Origin of the sequence: Variovorax sp. YR750, assembly GCF_900109805.1 — a bacterium.
Taxonomy (GTDB): Bacteria; Pseudomonadota; Gammaproteobacteria; order Burkholderiales; family Burkholderiaceae_C; genus Variovorax; species Variovorax gossypii.
The window spans coordinates 287125-306095 of sequence record NZ_FOBJ01000001.1 but is presented as its reverse complement, the minus strand read 5'-3'; the positions used below and the strand labels follow the sequence as shown (position 1 = coordinate 306095).

Annotated in this window: 7 protein-coding genes; 5 read left to right on the top strand and 2 right to left on the bottom strand. The window is 70.3% G+C overall.

Translation table 11 applies throughout. The features are described 5' to 3' along the window. Positions 1-2: 2 nt before the first annotated feature. Both BMY35_RS01285 and BMY35_RS01280 read right to left on the bottom strand, forming a co-directional pair. Entirely contained in the window at positions 3-5000 is a 4998-nt protein-coding gene (locus BMY35_RS01285; RefSeq protein ID WP_093195184.1) for a non-ribosomal peptide synthetase, read from the bottom strand. After that, on the bottom strand, positions 4997-12457 hold the full coding sequence (locus tag BMY35_RS01280; protein WP_093195183.1) for a type I polyketide synthase: 7461 nt from the start codon (positions 12455-12457) through the stop codon (positions 4997-4999). Before BMY35_RS01280 ends, BMY35_RS01285 begins: the two co-directional genes overlap by 4 nt. Before the next feature lie 499 nt (positions 12458-12956). On the opposite strand from BMY35_RS01280, the gene BMY35_RS01275 reads away from it, so the two are divergent. The 5 genes from BMY35_RS01275 (at position 12957) to BMY35_RS01255 (ending at position 18898) form a co-directional block, all read left to right on the top strand. After that, positions 12957-13841 (top strand): class I SAM-dependent methyltransferase, encoded by an 885-nt coding sequence (locus tag BMY35_RS01275; RefSeq protein ID WP_093195182.1) that lies wholly within the window; start codon positions 12957-12959, stop codon positions 13839-13841. Positions 13842-13937: 96 nt separating this feature from the next. Continuing rightward, a complete protein-coding gene (locus BMY35_RS01270) occupies positions 13938-14687 on the top strand; it encodes a peptidoglycan DD-metalloendopeptidase family protein (protein WP_256227952.1) in 750 nt (249 codons plus the stop codon). A 141-nt stretch (positions 14688-14828) separates the two neighbouring features. Beyond that, positions 14829-15011: a hypothetical protein gene (locus BMY35_RS01265; protein WP_093195181.1), complete on the top strand. Its 183-nt coding sequence runs from the start codon at positions 14829-14831 to the stop codon at positions 15009-15011. 117 nt (positions 15012-15128) lie between these two features. After that, positions 15129-16259: a metallophosphoesterase family protein gene (locus tag BMY35_RS01260; RefSeq protein ID WP_093195180.1), complete on the top strand. Its 1131-nt coding sequence runs from the start codon at positions 15129-15131 to the stop codon at positions 16257-16259. Further along, positions 16256-18898, top strand: a complete 2643-nt coding sequence (locus BMY35_RS01255) for an AAA family ATPase (protein WP_256227947.1) — start codon at positions 16256-16258, stop codon at positions 18896-18898. The genes BMY35_RS01260 and BMY35_RS01255 overlap by 4 nt, the downstream gene beginning before the upstream one ends. Positions 18899-18971: the final 73 nt, after the last annotated feature.

The following is an 18971-nucleotide window of genomic DNA, read 5'->3' as shown; positions in this document are numbered from 1 at the left end:
GGTCACCCCTTGCGCAGCCAGCCGCCGAGGGCGCCGAGCAGTCCGCCGCGCGGCGCATGCGCAGCGGAGCCGGCGGCCAGCTCGGCGAGATCCGAAGGCACGCCTTCGCCGGCGTCGCGCGGCGACGAGGCGATCTGCCCGAGGTTCTCGAACAGGTAGCGGCGCGGCTCCACGCGGTGCCCCAGCGTCTGGGCGGCCTGCTGCACCGCGCGCAGCACCAGCAGCGAATCGCCGCCGAGGTCGAAGAAGTTGTCGCTGGCGCGGATCTCGTTGACGTCGATGCCGATCACGCCGGCCCAGATGAGTGCGAGCTGCGCCTGCTCGGGCTCGAGCTGGCTCTGCTTCGCCTTGGGCGCTTCGCCGTTGGCGGCGCCGGCCGCGGCACTCCTGCCCGTGTCGCTCGCGGCCAGCTTGCGCAGGTAGGCCGCGCTGGTCGAGCCCTCGGCGTCGGCGATCCGCTCGAGCGTGGCGCCGGGTTCCTCGGCCACGCGGCGCAGCACCTCCAGGTACCGCTCGCGCAGCTGGGCGCCGGTCTCGCGCAGGTACACGTCGGCGTTGTAGATGAGCGCGCCTTCCAGGCCGTGCGGCTTGTCCATCAGCCACACGCCGATGTCGTCGGTGGCGCCGTGCTGCATCACGTGTATCTGCCGGGTCTGCAGGCTGCCGATGGAGCGCGTGCGTTCGCGCGCGTCCTGGAACGAGAACATCGACTGGTAGGGGCCCGAGGTCTTGATCTGCCCCGCGTAGCCCGGCTCGGCCATCAGGCGCTCGAACGGCACCTGCTGGTTGTTCATCATCGACAGCAGTTCCTGCTTCACGTAGCGCATGAAGGCGGGCAGCGCCAGCGAGCGGTCGACCGTGAGCGAGACCGGCAGCACGTTGTTGAAGAAGCCCATCACGTCCTCGGTCTCGGCCTGCTGGCGTCCGCGCACCGGGTTGGCGATGACGATCGCCTCGTTGCCGGTCACCTGGGCCATGGTCAGCGCGTAGACGCCGAAGGTGAGCATGCTCAGCGTCACGTCCATGTCGCGGGCGATCTCGCGCAGCCGCTGCGTGCTCTGCAGGTCGATGTGGATCCAGTGCGCGCCGCCCTGGCCGCTCTTGCCGGCGCGCCGGGGCATGTCGGTCACCGGCGGCCGCACGGCCCTGGCGCCTTCGAGGCGGCCGCGCCAGAAGGCGAGCTGCTCCTCGCAGGCGGGCTCGGTCAGCCACTTCTCCAGCCACTGGGCGTAGTCGCCCTGGGTGGTCATGAGCGCGGGCAGGTTGTGCGGGCGGCCGCGTTCGGCTGCGTCGTAGAACGCGGCCAGTTCGCGCTGCATCAGGTCGAAGGACCAGCCGTCCCAGATCAGGTGGTGCGGCACGAACTGGAACACGTGCTCGTTGTCGTCCAGCCGGAAAAGCGTCGCGTGCATCATCGGCGCGGCGTGGATGTCGATGGGCCGGTCAGCCAGCTCCTGCATGCGCTCTGCCAGCTCGGCCTCGCGCTGGTCGGCGGGCAGGTCGCACAGGTCGACCAGCGGCAGCGTGAATTCCGCAGACTCCGCTATCGCCTGCATCGGCTTTCCGCTGTCGGCGTCGATGTCGATGCGGGTGCGCAGCGAGGGCTGGCGGCGGATGATCTGGCGCAGCGCTTCCTCGAAGCGCGCCGCGTCGAGCTGCCCCGTGAGCCGCTGCGCCGAGGGCGCGTTGTAGACCGAGCGGCCCGGATGCAGCTGCTCCATGAAGCGGATGCGCTCCTGCGCCATCGTCAGCGGTGCGGTGGTGCGCCCGGCGCTGCGCCCGATCGGCGCCTGCAGCCCGACGCCCGCGCCCTGCAGGGCCTGGATGGCCGCGGCCAGCTTTTCGGCGGTGGGCGACTCGAACAGCGAGCGCAGCGGCAGCGTGACCTGGAACTCCCGGCTCAGCAGCGTGGTGAGGCGCGCCGCCAGCAGCGAATGGCCTCCCATGGTGAAGAAGTCGTCGTGCATGTCGAGGCCGGGCAGGCTCAGCACCTTCTCCATGAGCGCGAGCACCTTGCGCTCGTGCTCGTTGCGCGGGCCCGCGCCGCGGCGCATCTCGTCGCGTGCCACCGCCTGCGGGGGCGGGAGCGCGACGCGGTCGATCTTGCCGTTGGCCAGCTTGGGCAGCATGTCGAGCGTCACCACGTGCTGCGGCAGCATGAAGGCGGGCAGGTGCTTGCGCAGGTGCACCATCAGGGTCTCGAGGTCGAAGCCGGTGTCGTGCTTGAGCGCGAGGTACGCGACCAGGCGCACGTCGCCGGGGTTGTCCTCCCGGGCGATCACCACCGCACGCGAGACGCCCTCCACCTCGCAGCAGCGCACCTCGATCTCGCCGGGCTCGATGCGGTAGCCGCGCACCTTCACCTGGAAGTCGAGCCGCCCGAGGTGGTCGAGGAGCCCGTCGTTGCGCCAGCGGCCGCGGTCGCCGGAGCGGTACATCTTCTTCGGCGTGCCGAAGATGCGCACCGTGACGAAGCGCTCGGCGGTCAGCTCGGGCCGGTCGAGGTAACCCAGCGAGACGCCTTCGCCCGCGATGCAGATCTCGCCGGGCACGCCGATGGGGCAGGGCTGCAGGTCGGCATCGAGGATCCAGATCTCGGTGTTGTCCACGGGCCTGCCGATGGACACACCGCGCGAGGCGATCTCGTTCGGGCGCACGTGCCAGGCCGTGGAGTACACGGTGGTCTCGGTCGGTCCATAACCGTTCCACAGGCCTTCCATGCGCTCGCACAGCGCCAGCGCCATGCTCGGGCGCAGCGCTTCGCCGCCGGTCCAGCCGCGGAAGCCCGGGGCGCCGCCGGCCCACTGGGCGTCGAGCAGCAGCTGCCACATGCCGGGGGTGGCCTGCAGAAGGGTGATCTGTTCCTCGTCGAGCGCACGCGACAGGCGGTTGCCGTCCATCGCGACCTCGCGCTTCACCATGACCAGCTCGGCGCCGGCGGCCAGCGGCAGCAGCAGGTCGGGCACGGCCATGTCGAAGGACAGCGTCGTCACGGCGGCGATACGGTCGGCCGGGCCGATGCCCGACTCGCGCTGCATCCACTGCAGCAGGTGCGCCACGCCGCGGTGATGCGCGATCACGCCCTTGGGCAGACCGGTCGAGCCGGAGGTGTAGATCACGTAGGCGGCGTCTTCCGACTGCGGGTCGTCGGCGCTGGGAGGCAGGGCCTCGCCGGAGAGCCGCCGCCATTCGGTGTCGCGGTCGATCTCGAAGATGCGCTGGCTCGCGTCGCCGCGCCAGTCGCGGGGCGCGACCGCGATGTCCGACGAGGTCAGCATCAGCGCGAGCTTCGCGTCGCTGGCGTAGTGGTCCAGCCGCGCCTGCGGGAAGGCGGTGTCGAGCGGCACGTAGGACGCGCCGGCCTTCAGCACGCCGAGCATGGCGACGACCATCTCGAGGCTGCGCTCCAGGCACAGCCCCACGCGCTGGCCGCGGCCCACGCCGCGCGCACGCAGCGCACGGGCGAGGCGGTTGGAGAGCGACTCGAGCTCGCCGTAGCTGCAGCTGCGGGCGCCGTCGCGCACCGCGGGGCGGTCGGGCTGCAGCGGCGCGCGCGCGACGAAGCCGGCATGCGCCAGCGGCGCGCCGACCAGCGGCACCCGCGCGGGCTGCAAGGCGAGCAGCGCATGCACGGCGTCGGCCGACAGCACTTCTAGCCTGCCGACCGTTTCGTCGGGCTCGTGCGATGCCGACTGCAGCACGCACGCGAACATGTCGAGCCAGCGTTGCACGCTGACCTCGTCGAAGAGGTCGGTGTTGTACTGCGCCTCCACCATCAGGCCGCCGTCGAGCGGGCGCAGGTTCACGAACAGCTCGAAGTTCTCGTAGCGGCGGGCGATGGTGTCCTGCACCACGTCGAGCGTGGTGAAGGCCTGCGCGCTGCTGGCCACGTCGGGGTCGACGTTGAAGGCCACGCTCACCAGCGGCAGACGGCTCGGGTCGCGCTCCAGGGAGAGCTGGCCCAGCAGCGCGCCGTAGGTGAGCGCCTGGTGGTCGAAGGCGTCGAGCACGGCGGTGCTGCATTCGTCCATCAGCGCATCGAAGCGCATGCCGGCGCGCGCGGCCAGGCGCAGCGGCAGCAGGTTCACGCAGTGGCCGACCAGGCCGGGCATGTCGTGCGCGAGCTGGCCCGAGGCGGGAATGCCGACCACGATGTCTTCCTGCCCCGTGAGGCGGTGCAGCGTGGCGACGAAGCCGCTGAGCAGGCCGGTGAAGAGGCTGACGCCGGCCTTGGTGCTCGTCGTGCGCACCGCGCCGACCAGGCGCTTGTCGAGCAGACGCTCGGCGCGAAGCGAATTGAAGGTGCGCGCGGCCGGGCGCGGGCGGTCCAGCGGGAGGTCGAGCACCGGCAGCGTGCTGCCGGGGAAGCGGCCCAGCCAGTAGTCGACGTGCGCCTGCATGTCAGGGTGCGCCGCGGCGGCGGCTTCCTCGGCGGCGAAGTCGGCGAAGAGCGGCGCCGCCTTGAGCTTCAGCCCGGTGCCGGTTTCCTCGGCATACAGGTGGCCCAGCTGTTCGGTGATGACCGCCCACGACCAGCCGTCGCACACCACGTGGTGCGCGGACATCACCAGTTCGTGCTCGGCCCTGCCGAGCCGGTAGAGCACCGCCCTGAACAGCGGGCCGTGCTCCAGCGAGAAGGGCGTGCAGACCGCGTCCTCGTGCGCGTCGCGCAGCGCCTGGACACGGGCTTCGGGCTCCAGCGCGGCCAGGTCGTGCCCGACCATGACGTTCGCGCGAGGCTGGCTCACCAGCATGCAGGTGCCGTCGGGCGAGATGGTGGAGCGCAGTGCCTGGTGGCGCGCGAGCAGCCGGTCCATGGCGCGCGAGAGGGCCGTCTGGTCGAGTTCCCCGCGCAGGCGCAGCACCACCGATTCGTTGTAGGCCATCGAGGCCTCGGTGCCCAGCGTGGCGCCGAGCCAGACTTCGCGTTGCGATTCCGTGGTCGCAATGATGGATTCGACGACCCCACCGCTCGCGGTGGGCTTGAGAACGGCGTTCATGCTGCGGCCTTTCCATTGACGAGGGAGTGACTGGCGGGTGCCGCGTCGGGCACGTACCAGAAGGGCTGGCCGTCGATGTCGCGGGCCAGCACGGAGCCTTCCTCGGCTGGCTTGTGGATGTCGAAGCCGGTGACGGGAATCGCGCGGCGCGGCAGGAAGCCGGACTCCTGCATCTCCGCGACCGATTCCTTGAAAGCGCGCTGGATGAAGGCGATGTCCTCGGCGCTGTGCGCGCTGGTGAGGAAGCACGGGAAGTTGTCCAGGATGTGGACCCCGCGGCTGCGCATCATGGCGAAGAGCAGGTCCTGCAGCGGGTGGTCTTCGAGCCAGCTCACGCGCCACAGCGAGGCGAAGTGGCGGACCTCGATGGGCGCGCCGACTTCCCTGCACCAGCCCGAGAGTTCCGCGGCCATGGCCGTGGTGCTGGCGTTGAGCCCGGCCTGCAGCGCCGGCCCGGCTTCCTTCAGGTGCATGAGCGAGGCCTTCGCCGCCGCGAGCGCGAGCGGGTGGCGCACGAAGGTGCCCGCGAAGTAGGTCACGCCCACGCCGGGGATCGAGTCGTCGCCGTATTGCCAGGCGCCGCCGTCGAGCGCATCCATGAACTCGCGCTTGCCGGCGATCACGCCAACCGGGAAGCCGCCGCCGATCACCTTGCCGTAGGTGGCGAGGTCGGCGCGCACGCCGAACAGCTCCTGCGCGCCGCCCAGGGCGGTGCGAAAGCCGGTGATGACCTCGTCGAAGATCAGGCAGCAGCCGTTCTTCTCGGTGATCTCGCGCAGCTCGTGCAGGAACTCGCGCGGCTGGAAGTCGGGGCGGCGGCTCTGCACCGGCTCTGCCAGCACGGCGGCGAGGTCGCCCGCGTTGTCGCGGATGAAGTCCAGCGCCTCGGGCGTGCCGTAGTCGAGCACGCGGATGTCGCCGAACATGCCGCTCATCACGCCCGGCGCGGCCGAAAGACCCTTGCCGCCCTTGCCGGCGCGCACCAGCACCTCGTCGAAGGTGCCGTGATACGAGCCGGTGAACACCACCACCGTGCTGCGGCCGGTGACGGTGCGCGCGATGCGCAGCGCGGCCATCACGGCCTCGGAGCCGGTGTTGCAAAGGCCCGCGCGGTCGTTGCCGGTGAGCTCGCAGACCAGTGCCGTGACCTCGGCCGCCAGCGGGTGCTGCGGGCCGATCTCGTAGCCGGCGTCGAGCTGCCGGCGCACCGCTTCGAGCACGAAGTCGGGCTGCCAGCCGAACATGTTCATGCCGAAGCCGTTGAGCGCGTCGACGTATTCGTTGCCGTCGAGGTCCCACATCCGCGAGCCCTTGGAGCGCTCGATGACGATCTGGTAGGTGATCTCCTTCGTGATCGGCCTGAAGCCGTTGACCACGCGCGGGTCGGCCATGTGCGGACGGTTGGCCTCGGTGAATTCCTTGCTCTTGCGCGTGCGCTCCACGTAGCGGCGGACGAAGGCCGCGAGCCGCGCCTTCTGCCGGCCGCTGGGCTCGGCGGTGCGCTGCGTGTGGATGCGGGCGATGGCGCCGAAGGCCTTGCTCACGTCGTAGCGCACGGGCTGCGCGGGCTCTTCGGCGGACTTGGACATGGGCGCGGTGGCTGCAACCGGGGTCGCGGCCACTGCCGGGACCGCCTGCACCGGCACGGCCTGCAGCGTCGCGAGCGGCGCCGCGGGAACCGCGCCGGACAGCAATGCGAGTTGCTGGCGCATCAATTCCATCTGCTGCGAAATCAGCTGAGACAGCTGTCCTTCGCCCGCGACGACGCCTTGTGCGGGCATGTACACGGGCAGCGCCTGCGGCATGCGCAGCGGCATGGCGACTGCGCTTTCCACCGGAGCTGCCGTTGCAGCGGTCATCGCAGCAGTCATCGAGGTCGTCGGTGCGGCGACCGGCGCCGGAGCAGCTTCAGGCGGCAGGCTTTCCCGCAGGAAGGCCGAGAGCGCGTCGAAGCCGCGATAGTTCTCCATCAGCTGGCGGAAGCTGACGTTCACCTTGAAGTGCTTCTTGATCTGCGTGGCCGCCTGCGTCAGCGTGAGGGAGTCAAGGCCGAGCTCGCCGAAGGGCGCCTGGCCCTCGGCCTGCGCCATGTCGAGGCCCGAGATGTCCTCGAACAGCGCACGCAGGCGCGTGTCGACGGACGAACCGGCGGAGGGAGGAGGAAGAGGCGAGGGCGTTGCAGCGGTCACGATCGGCTCCAGGGAAACGGGTGGGACGAAGGGCGATGGCGTCGCCGCGGCGGCGGGCGCGGCGGCGACGGAAACGTCGGGGGAAGAGGTAACGGCAGCAGCGATGTCGACCCAGCAGCGCTTGCGTTCGAAGGGCGTGGTGGGCAGGCGTACGCGCTGGGCGCCGGCGCGGGCCGTCAGGCGCGAGAGTTCGATTTCCGCGCCGCAGGTCCAGAGACGGCCGAGGGCCAGGCGCAGGGTGCGGGCCTCGTCGGCCATGCCGCCGGGCTCCACGTGCAGCAGTGCGAATGCGTTGCTCGCGCCGTGCTGGCGCACCAGCGTGGAAAGCGTGTTGCGCGGACCGGCCTCGACGAACAGCGGGTTCGCCGTCTGCGCCATCGCGCAGCGCACGGCCGGCGAGAAGCGCACGGTGCCGCGCAGGTGCCTGGCCCAGTAGGACGGGCTCGTGGCCTCGGCATCCCCGAGCGGCTTGCCGGTGAGCGTGGAATAGATCCGGGTCTGCGGCGCGCTCAGCGCCACCTTGGCCACCAGGGCTTCGAAGGGCGCGACGGCCGCGTCCATCATGGCCGAGTGGAAGGCGTGCGAGGTCTGCAGCGGGCGGCTCGGAATGCCGTCCGCTTCCAGCGCGGACTGCAGCGCCGCGATGGCATCGAAGGGGCCGGCCGCGACACAGGCCGTGGGGCCGTTCTCGGAGGCCAGCGAAAGCTGCGGGCCCAGCCTCTCGATGAGCTGGGCCGCGCCAAGGCGCACCGACAGCATTGCGCCGGCCGGCTGCGCCTGCATGAGGGCACCGCGGCGAGCCACGAGCCGGGCGGCGTCTTCGAGGCGCATCACGCCCGCGATCACCGCCGCGACGAATTCGCCGACGCTGTGGCCGATCAGCGCATGCGGCCGCGCGCCCAGCGCCAGCAGCCGCCGGGCGAGCGCGTATTCGAGCGCGAAGATCGCTGGCTGCGTGGCGGCGGTGGGCGACAGCGCCTGCGGGTCGTCCGAGAACATGCGCTCGCGCAGGTCGAAATCCGTCACGCCCTCGAGGGCGGCCATGCAGTCGTCGAAGGCGGCGGCGAACACCGGGTCGTTCGCACGCAGGTTGCGGCCCATGCCGGCGTACTGCGCGCCCTGTCCGGGGAACATGAGCACGAGCTGGGGTTCGCTCGAGGCCGCGCGGCCGCTGACGGTGCCGGTCGAACCGGTGTCGCGCAGGGAGGCCACGGCATCGGCCGTGCTGCCGGCCACAACCGCGCGGCGGAAGGCGTGTGCCTTGCGGCCGACCGCGAGGGTGTGGGCCACGTCGGCGAGCGGAAGCTCCGGATGGCCTTCGAGGTGCGATGCGAGCTGCCCGGCGGCCGCGGCGAGCGCGGTCTCGGAGCGCGCCGAAAGCAGCAGCACCTGCTCGCCCGTGGCGGGCGGCGAGGCCGGCCGGGGCGGCGCCTCCTCGACGATGACGTGCGCATTGGTGCCGCCGACGCCGAAGGAGCTGACGCCCGCGCGGCGCGGCTGGGCGGCGCGGGGCCACTGCTGCAGGCTCGAGGTCACGTGGAAAGGCGTGCGCGCGAAGTCGATCGACGGGTTCGGCGCGCTGAAATGCACGGTCGGCGGAATCTGCTCGTGGTGCAGCGCCAGTGCCGTCTTGATGAGCCCGGCCGCGCCCGCCGCCGTGACCATGTGGCCTACGTTGCTCTTGACCGAGCCCAGCGTGCAGTAGCCGAGCGCGTCGGTGTGCTCGGCATAGGCGACGGCCAGCGCCTCGACCTCGATCGGGTCGCCCATCGGCGTGGCGGTGCCGTGCGCCTCGACGTAGGAGATGCTGCGCGCGTCCACGTCGGCCGCCGCCAGCGCGGCGCGGATCACCGCGGCTTGTCCGTCGACGCTGGGCGCGGTGAAGCTGGCCTTGGCGCCGCCGTCGTTGTTGACGCAGGCGCTGCGCAGCACGGCGTAGATGGTGTCGCCGTCGGCCTGCGCGTCGGCCAGCCGCTTGAGCAGCACCACGGCCGCGCCGTCGCTGAAGACGGTGCCCCGGGCCTGCGCGTCGAAGCTGCGCGTGTGGCCGTCGGGCGAGAGCATCGAGCCCTCGTTGTAGAGATAGCCGCTGCGCGGCGGGCAGGTGACGGAAGCGCCGCCCGCCAGCGCCATGTAGCACTGGTCGGTGCGCAGCGCATGGAAGGCGTGGGCCACGGCCACCAGCGAGGTCGAGCAGGCGGTGTGCACGCTGACGGCCGGGCCCGTGAGGTTGAGCCGGTTCGCCACCCGCGTGGTGATGTAGTCCTTCTCGTTGGCCAGCATCACCTGGAACTCGCCCACCGGCTCCACCAGGTCGGGCCGGGTGCTCACGTGGCGCTGGTGGTAGGTGGCGTTGTACATGCCGGCGTACACGCCCACCGGGCCCGGCGCGGCGTCCGGCACGTAGCCGGCGCGCTCCAGGCATTCCCAGCAGATCTCGAGGAACACGCGCTGCTGCGGATCCATGAGCTGCGCTTCCTTCGGGCCGATGCCGAAGAAGGCGGCGTCGAAGTTCTCGATGCCGTCGATCACGCCGCGTGCGCGCACGTAGGCCGGATCGTTGCGCAGGGCTTCGCCGATTCCGGCGTCCAGCGTGGCGTCGTCGAAGAAGCTGATGGTGTCGCGGCCCGCGACGAGGTTGTCCCAGAACTGCTCGACGTCGGCCGCGCCGGGGAAGCGGCCGGCGGTGCCGATCAGGGCGACGGCGTCATGAAGCGCGTCGTGGGGAAGGGTGGCCGCTGCGGTCGATCGATCCTTGAAATCGGCCGCAGCGGCCGTGGCGGGCTGATCACCCGCCGGCTGCATCCGCGCACCCATTGCTTTTGGCGTGGGATTGCGGAAGAAAAGATTGGTCGACAGCGGCGTGCCGCTGCCGCGCCGGAGATCGGCCAGCACCTGGAGCACCAGCAGCGAATCGCCGCCGAGGTCGAAGAAGTTGTCGTTGCGGCCGACCTTCGAGATGCGCAGCGCGCGCGCGAAGGCGTCGCACACCTGCTGCTCGATGGCGCCGCGCGCTTCCTCGAAAGGCTGCGCGAGCTCGGGGCGCTCGCCGGCCGGCTCGGGCAGCGCCTTGCGGTCGAGCTTGCCGTTGGGCGTGACGGGAAGCCGTTCGAGCCACACCTGGGCGGCCGGCACCATGGCCGCGGGCAGGCGCTCGCCGAGATGAGCGCGCAGGGCCTCCCAGGAGAGCTTCTCTTCTCCAGAGTGCGAAACCAGATAGGCCACGAGGCGCAGCTGCCCGCTGCCGTCGGGCCGGGCTACCACCGCGCACGACTGCACGCCGGGATGCGCGAGGATCGCCGCCTCCACCTCGCCGGTCTCGATGCGGTGGCCGTGGATCTTCACCTGGCCGTCGCGACGGCCGATGAATTCGATGGTGCCGTCCGGCAGCCAGCGCGCGAGGTCGCCGGTGCGGTAGAGCCGGTCGCCGGGGCCGCCGAAGGGGTCGGCCACGAAGCGCTCGGCGCTGAGCGCGGGCTGCCGCAGATAGCCGCGGGCCAGCCCGTGGCCGCCGATGCAGAGCTCGCCGACGAAGCCGGTCGGCAGCAACGCCATCGAGGGGCTGAGCACGCGCAGCACGGTGTCCTTGATCGGGCGGCCGAGCGGAACCGAGCGCAGGTCTTCCGGGAGCGGCGACGCGATGCGGTGCGTGGCCGCGAAGGTGGTGCATTCGGTCGGGCCGTAGCCGTTGCTCAGCGCGAGGCCGGGCAGTGCGGCCAGCGCGCGGCGCACGTGCGGCACGGAGAGCGCCTCGCCGCCGGTGAAGAGATGCAGCAAACCCGAAAGATGGGCCGGGTCGTCGTCGACGACGGCGTTGAAGAGCGCGGCCGTGAGCCAGGCCGTGTGCACGCCGTGGCGCGCGATGGTGCGGGCGAGCCCGGCACCGGTGGGCACGCGCTCGTCATGGATCACGCAGCGGCCGCCGTTGAGCAGCGGGCCCCAGATTTCCAGCGTGGCCGCGTCGAAGCCCAGCGGGGCCGCATGCAGCATGGCCAGGCCGGGGGCGAGCGAAACGTAGTCCACGCCCACGACGAGCCGCAGGATCGAGCGATGGCAGATCTCGATGCCCTTGGGCGTGCCCGTCGAGCCCGAGGTGTACATGACGTATGCCACCGATTCCGCGTCGATGGCCGGGAAATTCCATGAACCACGGTTTTCGTTGTCTTGGTGCTCGTCGACCAGAAAAACGCCGTGATGGGGGGGGATGAGGTGGCGGTGCTCCTGCGCGGTCAGCACGTGGTGCGCGCCGGCCTCGTCGAGCATGTAGGCGATACGTTCGGGCGGGTAGTCCGTGGGCACGGGCACATAGGCGGCGCCGGCCTTGAGGATGCCGAGCTGGGCGACGATGGCCGCCATCGAGCGGTCGAGCAGCATGCCGACGCCGTCGCCAGCGTGGACGCCCAGGGTCTGGAGGCGCCGTGCGAGATCGTCGGATCGCTGGTCGAGGTCGCTGTAGCTCATCTGCGCCTCGCCTTGGGCGAGGGCGATGGCGTCGGGCGTTGCAGCGGCCTGCAGGGCGAACACGGCCGGCACCGTGAGGGCGGAGTCGATCGGGGAGAGGGCGATGTTCCAGGCACCGAGCTGGTCGGCGCTGTCGGCTCGAGGCAGCGTGCGGATGTCGCCGAGTGCTGCATCGGGGCGGTCGAGCAGGTCTTCGGCGGTGTCGGCGAGCGTTGCGAGCAGCGCGTCGACTGCGGCGGGGTCCATCAGGCCGGGCGCCGCGTCGGCGTGCAGCGATGCAGAGGCGGCGTCGAAGCGCAGCCGCAGCGGGGCGTCGGCGCTTTCGATGCCTGCTTCCCCGCGCAGCCAGAGCGAGGCGGGCGACGGGGCGGCATGCGCGGTCTTCGGCGCGCCGCGGCGGCCGAGGTCCAGCTCCGCGAGCCAGGGGCCCGCGGCCATGGTGGTGTCGAACGCGACGGTGGTCGAGAAGCACGCAGGCGGCTCCTGCCCGGTGCCTGCTTCATCCAGCACGGGCCAGAGGCTTCCGAGCCAGCGAGCCTGCAGAAGCAGCCATGCGCCGGCGAAGAGGGTGTCGGGCAACTGGCCGCCGACGGCCGGCGAGCCGGCCAGCTTGCGGGCGAAATGGGGCGAGAGCGTGGTGGAGGCGACGTGGCGGCTGGCCGATCCTTTCGAATTGGATCGCGACACGAACAGGTCTTCCAGAGAGAGCTCCGGATCGCCTTGGCCTGCCTGCGAAACAGTTTGAATTTCCACGTAAGTATCCCAAAAGAAATACGCCAAAAGTAATTGGGCGAATGGAAAATCCATTCGCTCAATTAAGAATGAAGAAGCAGAAAGCTGTTTTTTCGTGTCTTCATCCTAGGGTGTTTCCCGCAGCCGATGTGTGTACTTTAGGCCCCGGTTACAACTGGATAAGGTTATTTCTGAAACGTACTACCCGAATCGTCCAGTACGAGGTAACTGATGAGCGATCGGAGGAGGAAAAGCGGCCCGGCGGCCCGCTCCGGATGGCCGAAAGGCCCGTTCGAGGAGGGGTACTCCTGGGGAGAACTCAGGGGGAACAAGGGGGAAACCGCATCGACCGGTCACCGCACCACTGCTTCGGGTGCGGGCCTCGCTTCGCCTGTGGGCCATGCGGAAAGTGCACGAGGAAGTGTGTCGAAAAATGAAACATCCTCCCGGAGCCGACTGTTATGAATTGCCGATGCCTGTAACCGTATAAGAAATATCTGTACAAAATCAAGAAATCGAAAAAACTGGTGAGAGCGCGCCGATTGCGCAAAATCCAATTCACCGGAACCCGTAAATGCTCAGCGACATCCTATTACCCGATGTAGTTCTGGAGCGCCGCGGCAACTATCTGGAATCAATTCTTCCCGGTAATTCAGATGCATTGACCGCCAACGCGATCTACTTCGGCAATGAGGCCTGGGCGAGGGAATATCTGGCTTCCTGCCACCGCGACGGGCACTTCCGAGACCGCTGGCTGGCCGCCGGCGGTGACTGGACGGACAAGGTCGTCATCGACCTGGGTTGCGGGCCGGGCAATGTATTTGCAACGCTGGGCGGCAGGCCGAAATTGCTCGTCGGCGTCGACGTGGCCGCGGGCTCCCTGGAGCTGGCCGCGATCGAGGGCTACATCGCGGTGCTGGCGGACGCCGCGCACACGCCGTTCCGCTCGCAGGTGGCGGACATCGTGGCCATCAATGCCACGCTGCACCACTGCGACGACATGAAGGCGGTGCTGGAGGAGGGCGCCCGCCTGGTGAAGCCCGACGGCCTGCTGATCACCGACCACGATCCGCAGCTGACGGCGTGGGACTACCGGGGACTGGCCCGCATGCTGTGGAACACGCGTCTGTGGGTCTACCGCGTGATGGGGCGCGGCTTCCACAAGACCGGCAGCCAGCAGTCGTGGGGGCTGCGGACCGAAATACATCACCGGCCCGGCGACGGCGTGACGAGGGAACTCTTCGAATCCACGCTGATGCCGCTGGGCTTCGAGGTCCGCGTGCATCCGCACAACCACCAGGCAGGAGCCCGCGTCCTCCGCGGGGAAGCCGGCCCCATGCAATGGAAGTACCGCATGGGCAGCCTGCTGTCGGGCCGCGACCCCGGCGCGCCCTCGAGTGCGCTTTCTCTGATGTGCATCGCGAGGCGAACGGGCGCGAAAAACCCCGCGGTCGGCTGAACGCCCGGCCACTGCTGGTAGCCTCCCGGATTCTTCGAGCGCGGTCCCGGAAACCGGGGCGCGCGAGATTCAGGTCATCCAGGAAGGAATCCGGTAGTGGTTGTTGTGACAGGAAGGAACTGGCGTGCCGGCATGGTGCTGGCCGCGGCATTGATGGTGGCGGCGTGCTCCACCTCTCCCAAGGCACCGGTGGCGGGGCCGGGCGAATACGTCGTCCAGCCGGGCGACACGCTCTACCGCATCGCGTCGAAGGCCGGCCGTTCGCCGGGCGACATCGCACGCTGGAACAACCTGCAGGATCCGGACAAGCTGGAAGCAGGACAGGTGCTGCGCGTGGTGCCGCCGGGCGGCGGCGCTTCTTCCGGCGCATCGCCCGAGCCGTCCCCGGGCAGGAGCCCCGGCGCGGAGCGTCCCGAACGCCCGGAGCGCGCGAGGCCGCCCAGGTCCGCGGCGCCGGAGCCGGCCGCGCCGCCCGCGTCGAGGCGCAGCGACTGGGCCTGGCCTGCGCCGGGCCAGGTGATCGCGGGCTTCAACGGCACCAGCAGCAAGGGCGTCGACATCGGCGGCAACACCGGCGATGCGGTGGCCTCCATCGGCGCGGGCAAGGTGGCGGTGACGGAAACGCTGCGCGGCTACGGCAGCGTGGTGATGGTCGACCACGGCGGCTCCTACATGTCGGTCTACACCAACCTGCGCTCGGTGCAGGTCAAGCAGGGCCAGCAGGTGAAGCAGGGGCAGAAGCTCGCCGAGATCGGCAGCCCGGACGGCGGACGCGCCAAGCTGCACTTCGAGATCCGCTACCGCGGCAATGCCGTCGATCCACGCCAGTACCTGCCGGCACGGTAGGCAAGGCCACGGCCGGGGCAGGACGCGTCCCCGCGCGTTCTGTTCTTTCTCTCTGGCGAACGACATCCCCCGAATTGGCGATACCGCAACGCCTGCGAAGTACGCAGACTTCCGCTCCTGATTCTGTACAAGGGGGCGTAGATGGAAGTCGTGCATTGGGTGTTCCTCATTCTCGGCAGCGCGCTGGCTCTGACCACGCAGTGGTTCCTGATCGCCCCGTTCAGCCTGGACTGGCGACCGCTGCGCGCGCAGATCGTCGTGCAGGTCACGCAGGCGGCCGCGCTGCTCGAAGAGTGCGCCGCCACGGCCGACTCGACCGCCTAGCCGTCCGCGCCCCGCACGGGGCGGCGGTCGACGTCGGACCGGAGCGCGCGCCATCTAAGATGCGCACTCTTCTGGAATGACGTATGCAGACGCGGTAGGCAAAGGGGGCCACGACGCATGATTTCTTTGCTCCACACCGCGGACTGGCAGATCGGCCGCGTTTTCTCCCAGTTCGAACCCGACGACGCCGCTGCGCTGTTCGAGGCGCGCTTCAAGGCGGTGGAGCGGCTGGCCGCCATCGCGGCCGAGCGCAAGGTCGACGCAGTGCTGGTCGCGGGCGACGTGTTCGACCTGCAGACCGTGTCGGACAAGACCATCCGGCGCATGTTCAACGCCATGCAGGGCTTCGAGGGGCCCTGGCTGCTGATCCCGGGCAATCACGACTCGGCGCTGAGCGAATCCGTCTGGAGCCGCGCGCAGCGGCTGGGCGCCGTCGCGCCGAACATCGTCTGCTGCCTGGAGCCCAGGCCCCACAAGGTGGCGGGCAAGTTCACGCTGTTGCCCGCGCCCCTCACGCAGCGCCACACCTATGGCGACCTCACCGACTGGTTCGCCGCCGAACCGGACGAGGAGGGCCTGCCCCGCATCGGACTGGCGCATGGCTGCGTGCAGGGCATCCTGTCGGAAGACATCGACTCGGCCAACCCCATCGCCGCCGGACGCGCGGCACAGGCCCGGCTCGACTACCTCGCGCTCGGCGACTGGCACGGCACGCGGCAGATCGACGATCGCACCTGGTACGCGGGCACGCCCGAGACCGATCGCTTCCGCGCCAACGATTCGGGCCAGGCGCTGCTCGTCGCCATCGACGGCGCAGGCGCGGTGCCGGCGGTCGAGCCCGTGCGTGTCGGCCAGTTCGACTGGCAGCAATGGGAACCGCGGCTCGCCGTGCCCTCCGACATCGACGAACTGGTGCGAAAGCTCGAGCAGATCGGCAGCGCCGACGTGCTGCAGCTGCGCGCCCAGGGCACATGCGACCTCGCCGGCCATAACCGGCTGGGCGTCGCGCTCGATGCGGCCCGCGCCCGGGCCCGGGCGCTGGTGTGGGAAGGCGAGGCGCTGCGGCTGGAACCGACCGAGGAGGACATCCAGGCGCTGCACGCCGACGGCTTCGTGGGCGAGGCGCTGCAGGCACTGCGCGAGCAACAGGGCGACGCAGACGCGGAACTGGCCCGCGACGCGCTGCTCACGCTGGCGCGCATCCTCGGCGCGCAGCAGGGCTCCTCGCACGCGGGAGCCGGCGCATGAGCATGAAGCTGCAGCGGCTTCGCATCGAGAACTTCAAGCTGTTTCGCGCGCCGTTCGAGATCGACGGCCTCACGGACGGGCTGAACCTCTTCGCGGCCCCCAACGAATCGGGCAAGTCCACCGTCGCCGAGGCGATACGCGCCGCCTTCTTCGAGCGGCACCGGTCGAGCGCCGTCGAGCACATGCGGCCATGGGGCGAGAGCTCGGCCACGCCCATGGTGGAAGTCGATTTCGAACTCGACGGCAAGCCCTGCCGGCTCACCAAGGCCTTCCTCGGCAAGAAGCGCTGCGAGCTGGTGATCGACGGCAGGCCGATGGACGGCGCGGTGGCCGAAGACCACCTGGCGGCGCTGCTGGGCTTCCGCTTTCCGGGCAAGGGCGCCAGCACGCCCGAGCACATGGGCATTCCGGGCCTGCTATGGATCAGGCAGGGCACTTCACACGACATCGCCAGCGCGGTGGGCTTCGCCAGCGACCACCTGCGCAACGCGCTCGGCGAGTCGCTGGGCGAACTGGCCGCCAGCAACGGCGACGCGGTGCTGAAGGCAGTGGAGGCCGAGCGCAACGAGTTGCTCACACCCTCCACCGGCACGCCGCGCGGTGCCTACGCGGACGCCAACAAGCTGCGGGGGGAACTCGAAGAGAGGCTGGAAGAACTGCTTGCCGACGTCGAGGCCTACCGCTCCGGCGTGGACCGCCTTTCCGGCCTGCGCCGCGACCATCAGCGCGACGAGGCGGCCAAGCCATGGACGGCATTGCGCGAGCAGCTGGTCGTCGCGCAGCAGCGGCTGGACGAGGCCAAGGGACTGGACCAGAAGAAGACCGCGCAGGAGGCCGCGCTGAAGCAGATCGGCGCACAGGTGAGCTCATGGCGCACCCAGCTCCAGGCGATGGAGCGCGAGGAAGCGACGCTCGGCCAGCGGGAGAAGAACCTGCAGGCGACGCAGGAAGGTCTCGCCAGGGCGATCGGCGAACTCCAGGCTTGGGAACCCCGTCATGCGGCGGCGGCGAAGGCCGATGCCGCGGCGCGTGAAGCCCTTCGCCTTGCGCGGCAGGCCGCGTCACGCGTTGCGCAGGAGAAAACCGTCGAGAGCCTGGCCGAGCAGTTCGCCGTTCTCTCGCAGAGCCACGAGAAGGCGAAGGCCGAGCAGGAGAAGGTCACGCGCCTGCAGGCCGAGGCGCAGGCGCTCGCAGTGCCGGAAGGCGAACTCAGGCGTTTGCGGCATTGCGCGGACGCGCTCCGCACGGCGCAGGCCAGGTTGGACGCAGTGGCTACGGCCCTGGAGTTCGAACTTCAGCCTTCGGCCGGAGTGCGCGTGGCCGGCGAGGAGCTGTCCGGCTCGACGCGGCGGACCGTCATCGCGCGAACCGACATCGAGATCGAAGGCGTAGGCCGCATCACCGTGTTGCCGGGCGGCGCGGATCTCGAAAGCCTCGCCATCGAACGTGACCAGGCACGCGACGAACTCGCTGCGCTGCTCCAGGGCCTGCGCGCCGAAAGCGTCGCCGCTGTCGAGGAGCGCGTGCGGCAGCAGGCTCTGCGCAAGAGCGAAGCCGCCGCGGCCGAAGCCGTGCTGGCTGCGCTGGCGCCCAAGGGGCTGGGCGCGCTCGCCGCGGACATGGCGACGCGCGAGGCCCGGCTCGCGGAAGCCAGGAAGGTGCTGCAGGACATGCCGCCCGCACCCGCGAACGATGCGGTGCCGCTCTCGAGCGCTCAGGCCGAGTCGCAGGAGGTCGCCGCGCGCGCCGCGCTGGAAACGGCCTCCGCCGCGCTCAACGACGCGAAGGTGGCGGCCGGGAACGCACGCGAACAGGTCAAGGCCGCCGAGGACGAACTCGCGGCGGTCAAGGCCACGCTGGACGACCCCGCACGGGCCGGCAGGAAGACGGAAGCCGGCGGCGCGCTGACCGATGCGCTGGCGCAGCAGTCGGCCATTCAGGACAAAGTGGCCGAGCTGGCCCAACGGCTGCGGACCATCAACCTGCCGGTGCTCGCGCAGGACGTTGAACGGCTGGACCGCAGCGTCAGGCAGGCCGAAGCCGCGCACAACCAGCGCGCCACCGAGATCACCAAGCTGGAGGTCGAACTGGTGACTCTGGGCGCACTGGGCCACGAGGAGGCAGCCTCGGAGACGCAGCGCGAGCTCGAGCACGCCACGCGGCGCTGCGCGGAACTCGAACGGCGGGCGAGGGCGCTCGACCGTCTGCTGAAGCTGTTGCGCGAGAAGCGCTCGGCGCTGGCGCAGCGCCTGCGCGCGCCGCTGCAGAAGCATCTCGACCACTACCTGCAGATTCTTTTCCCCGGCGCGCAGGTGGAGGTCGGCGACGATCTCTCGCCGGGCCGCATCACGCGGCAAGGGCTGCGCGGCGCCCAAAGCGGCGCCTTCGAAGAGCTCAGCGTGGGCGCTCGCGAGCAGATGGGCGTCGTCGCCCGGCTGGCCTACGCGGACCTGCTGAGAGAAGCGCGCAAGCCGACCCTGCTCATCCTCGACGACGCACTGGTGAACACCGACGAGGAGCGCCTGCGGCAGATGAAGCGGGTGCTGTACGACGCGGCGGCCCGCCACCAGATACTGGTCTTCAGCTGCCACCCCGAGGCATGGCGCGATCTCGGCGTGGTCGCGCGCAGCATTCCCTGAATTCCCTCCTGCGGCGCGGCGGGCGGCGATAGGCCATTCGGCCATCGGCCGCTTGTCACGCCGCGTTCCGGGT

Bases quoted from the DNA above. Each gene is read 5' to 3' on its own strand.
- BMY35_RS01285 (WP_093195184.1), bottom strand. From the start codon at position 5,000: ATGAACGCCGTTCTCAAGCCCACCGCGAGCGGTGGGGTCGTCGAATCC.
- BMY35_RS01280 (WP_093195183.1), bottom strand. From the start codon at position 12,457: ATGGATTTTCCATTCGCCCAATTACTTTTGGCGTATTTCTTTTGGGAT.
- BMY35_RS01275 (WP_093195182.1), top strand. From the start codon at position 12,957: ATGCTCAGCGACATCCTATTACCCGATGTAGTTCTGGAGCGCCGCGGC.
- BMY35_RS01265 (WP_093195181.1), top strand. From the start codon at position 14,829: ATGGAAGTCGTGCATTGGGTGTTCCTCATTCTCGGCAGCGCGCTGGCT.
- BMY35_RS01260 (WP_093195180.1), top strand. From the start codon at position 15,129: ATGATTTCTTTGCTCCACACCGCGGACTGGCAGATCGGCCGCGTTTTC.
- BMY35_RS01255 (WP_256227947.1), top strand. From the start codon at position 16,256: ATGAGCATGAAGCTGCAGCGGCTTCGCATCGAGAACTTCAAGCTGTTT.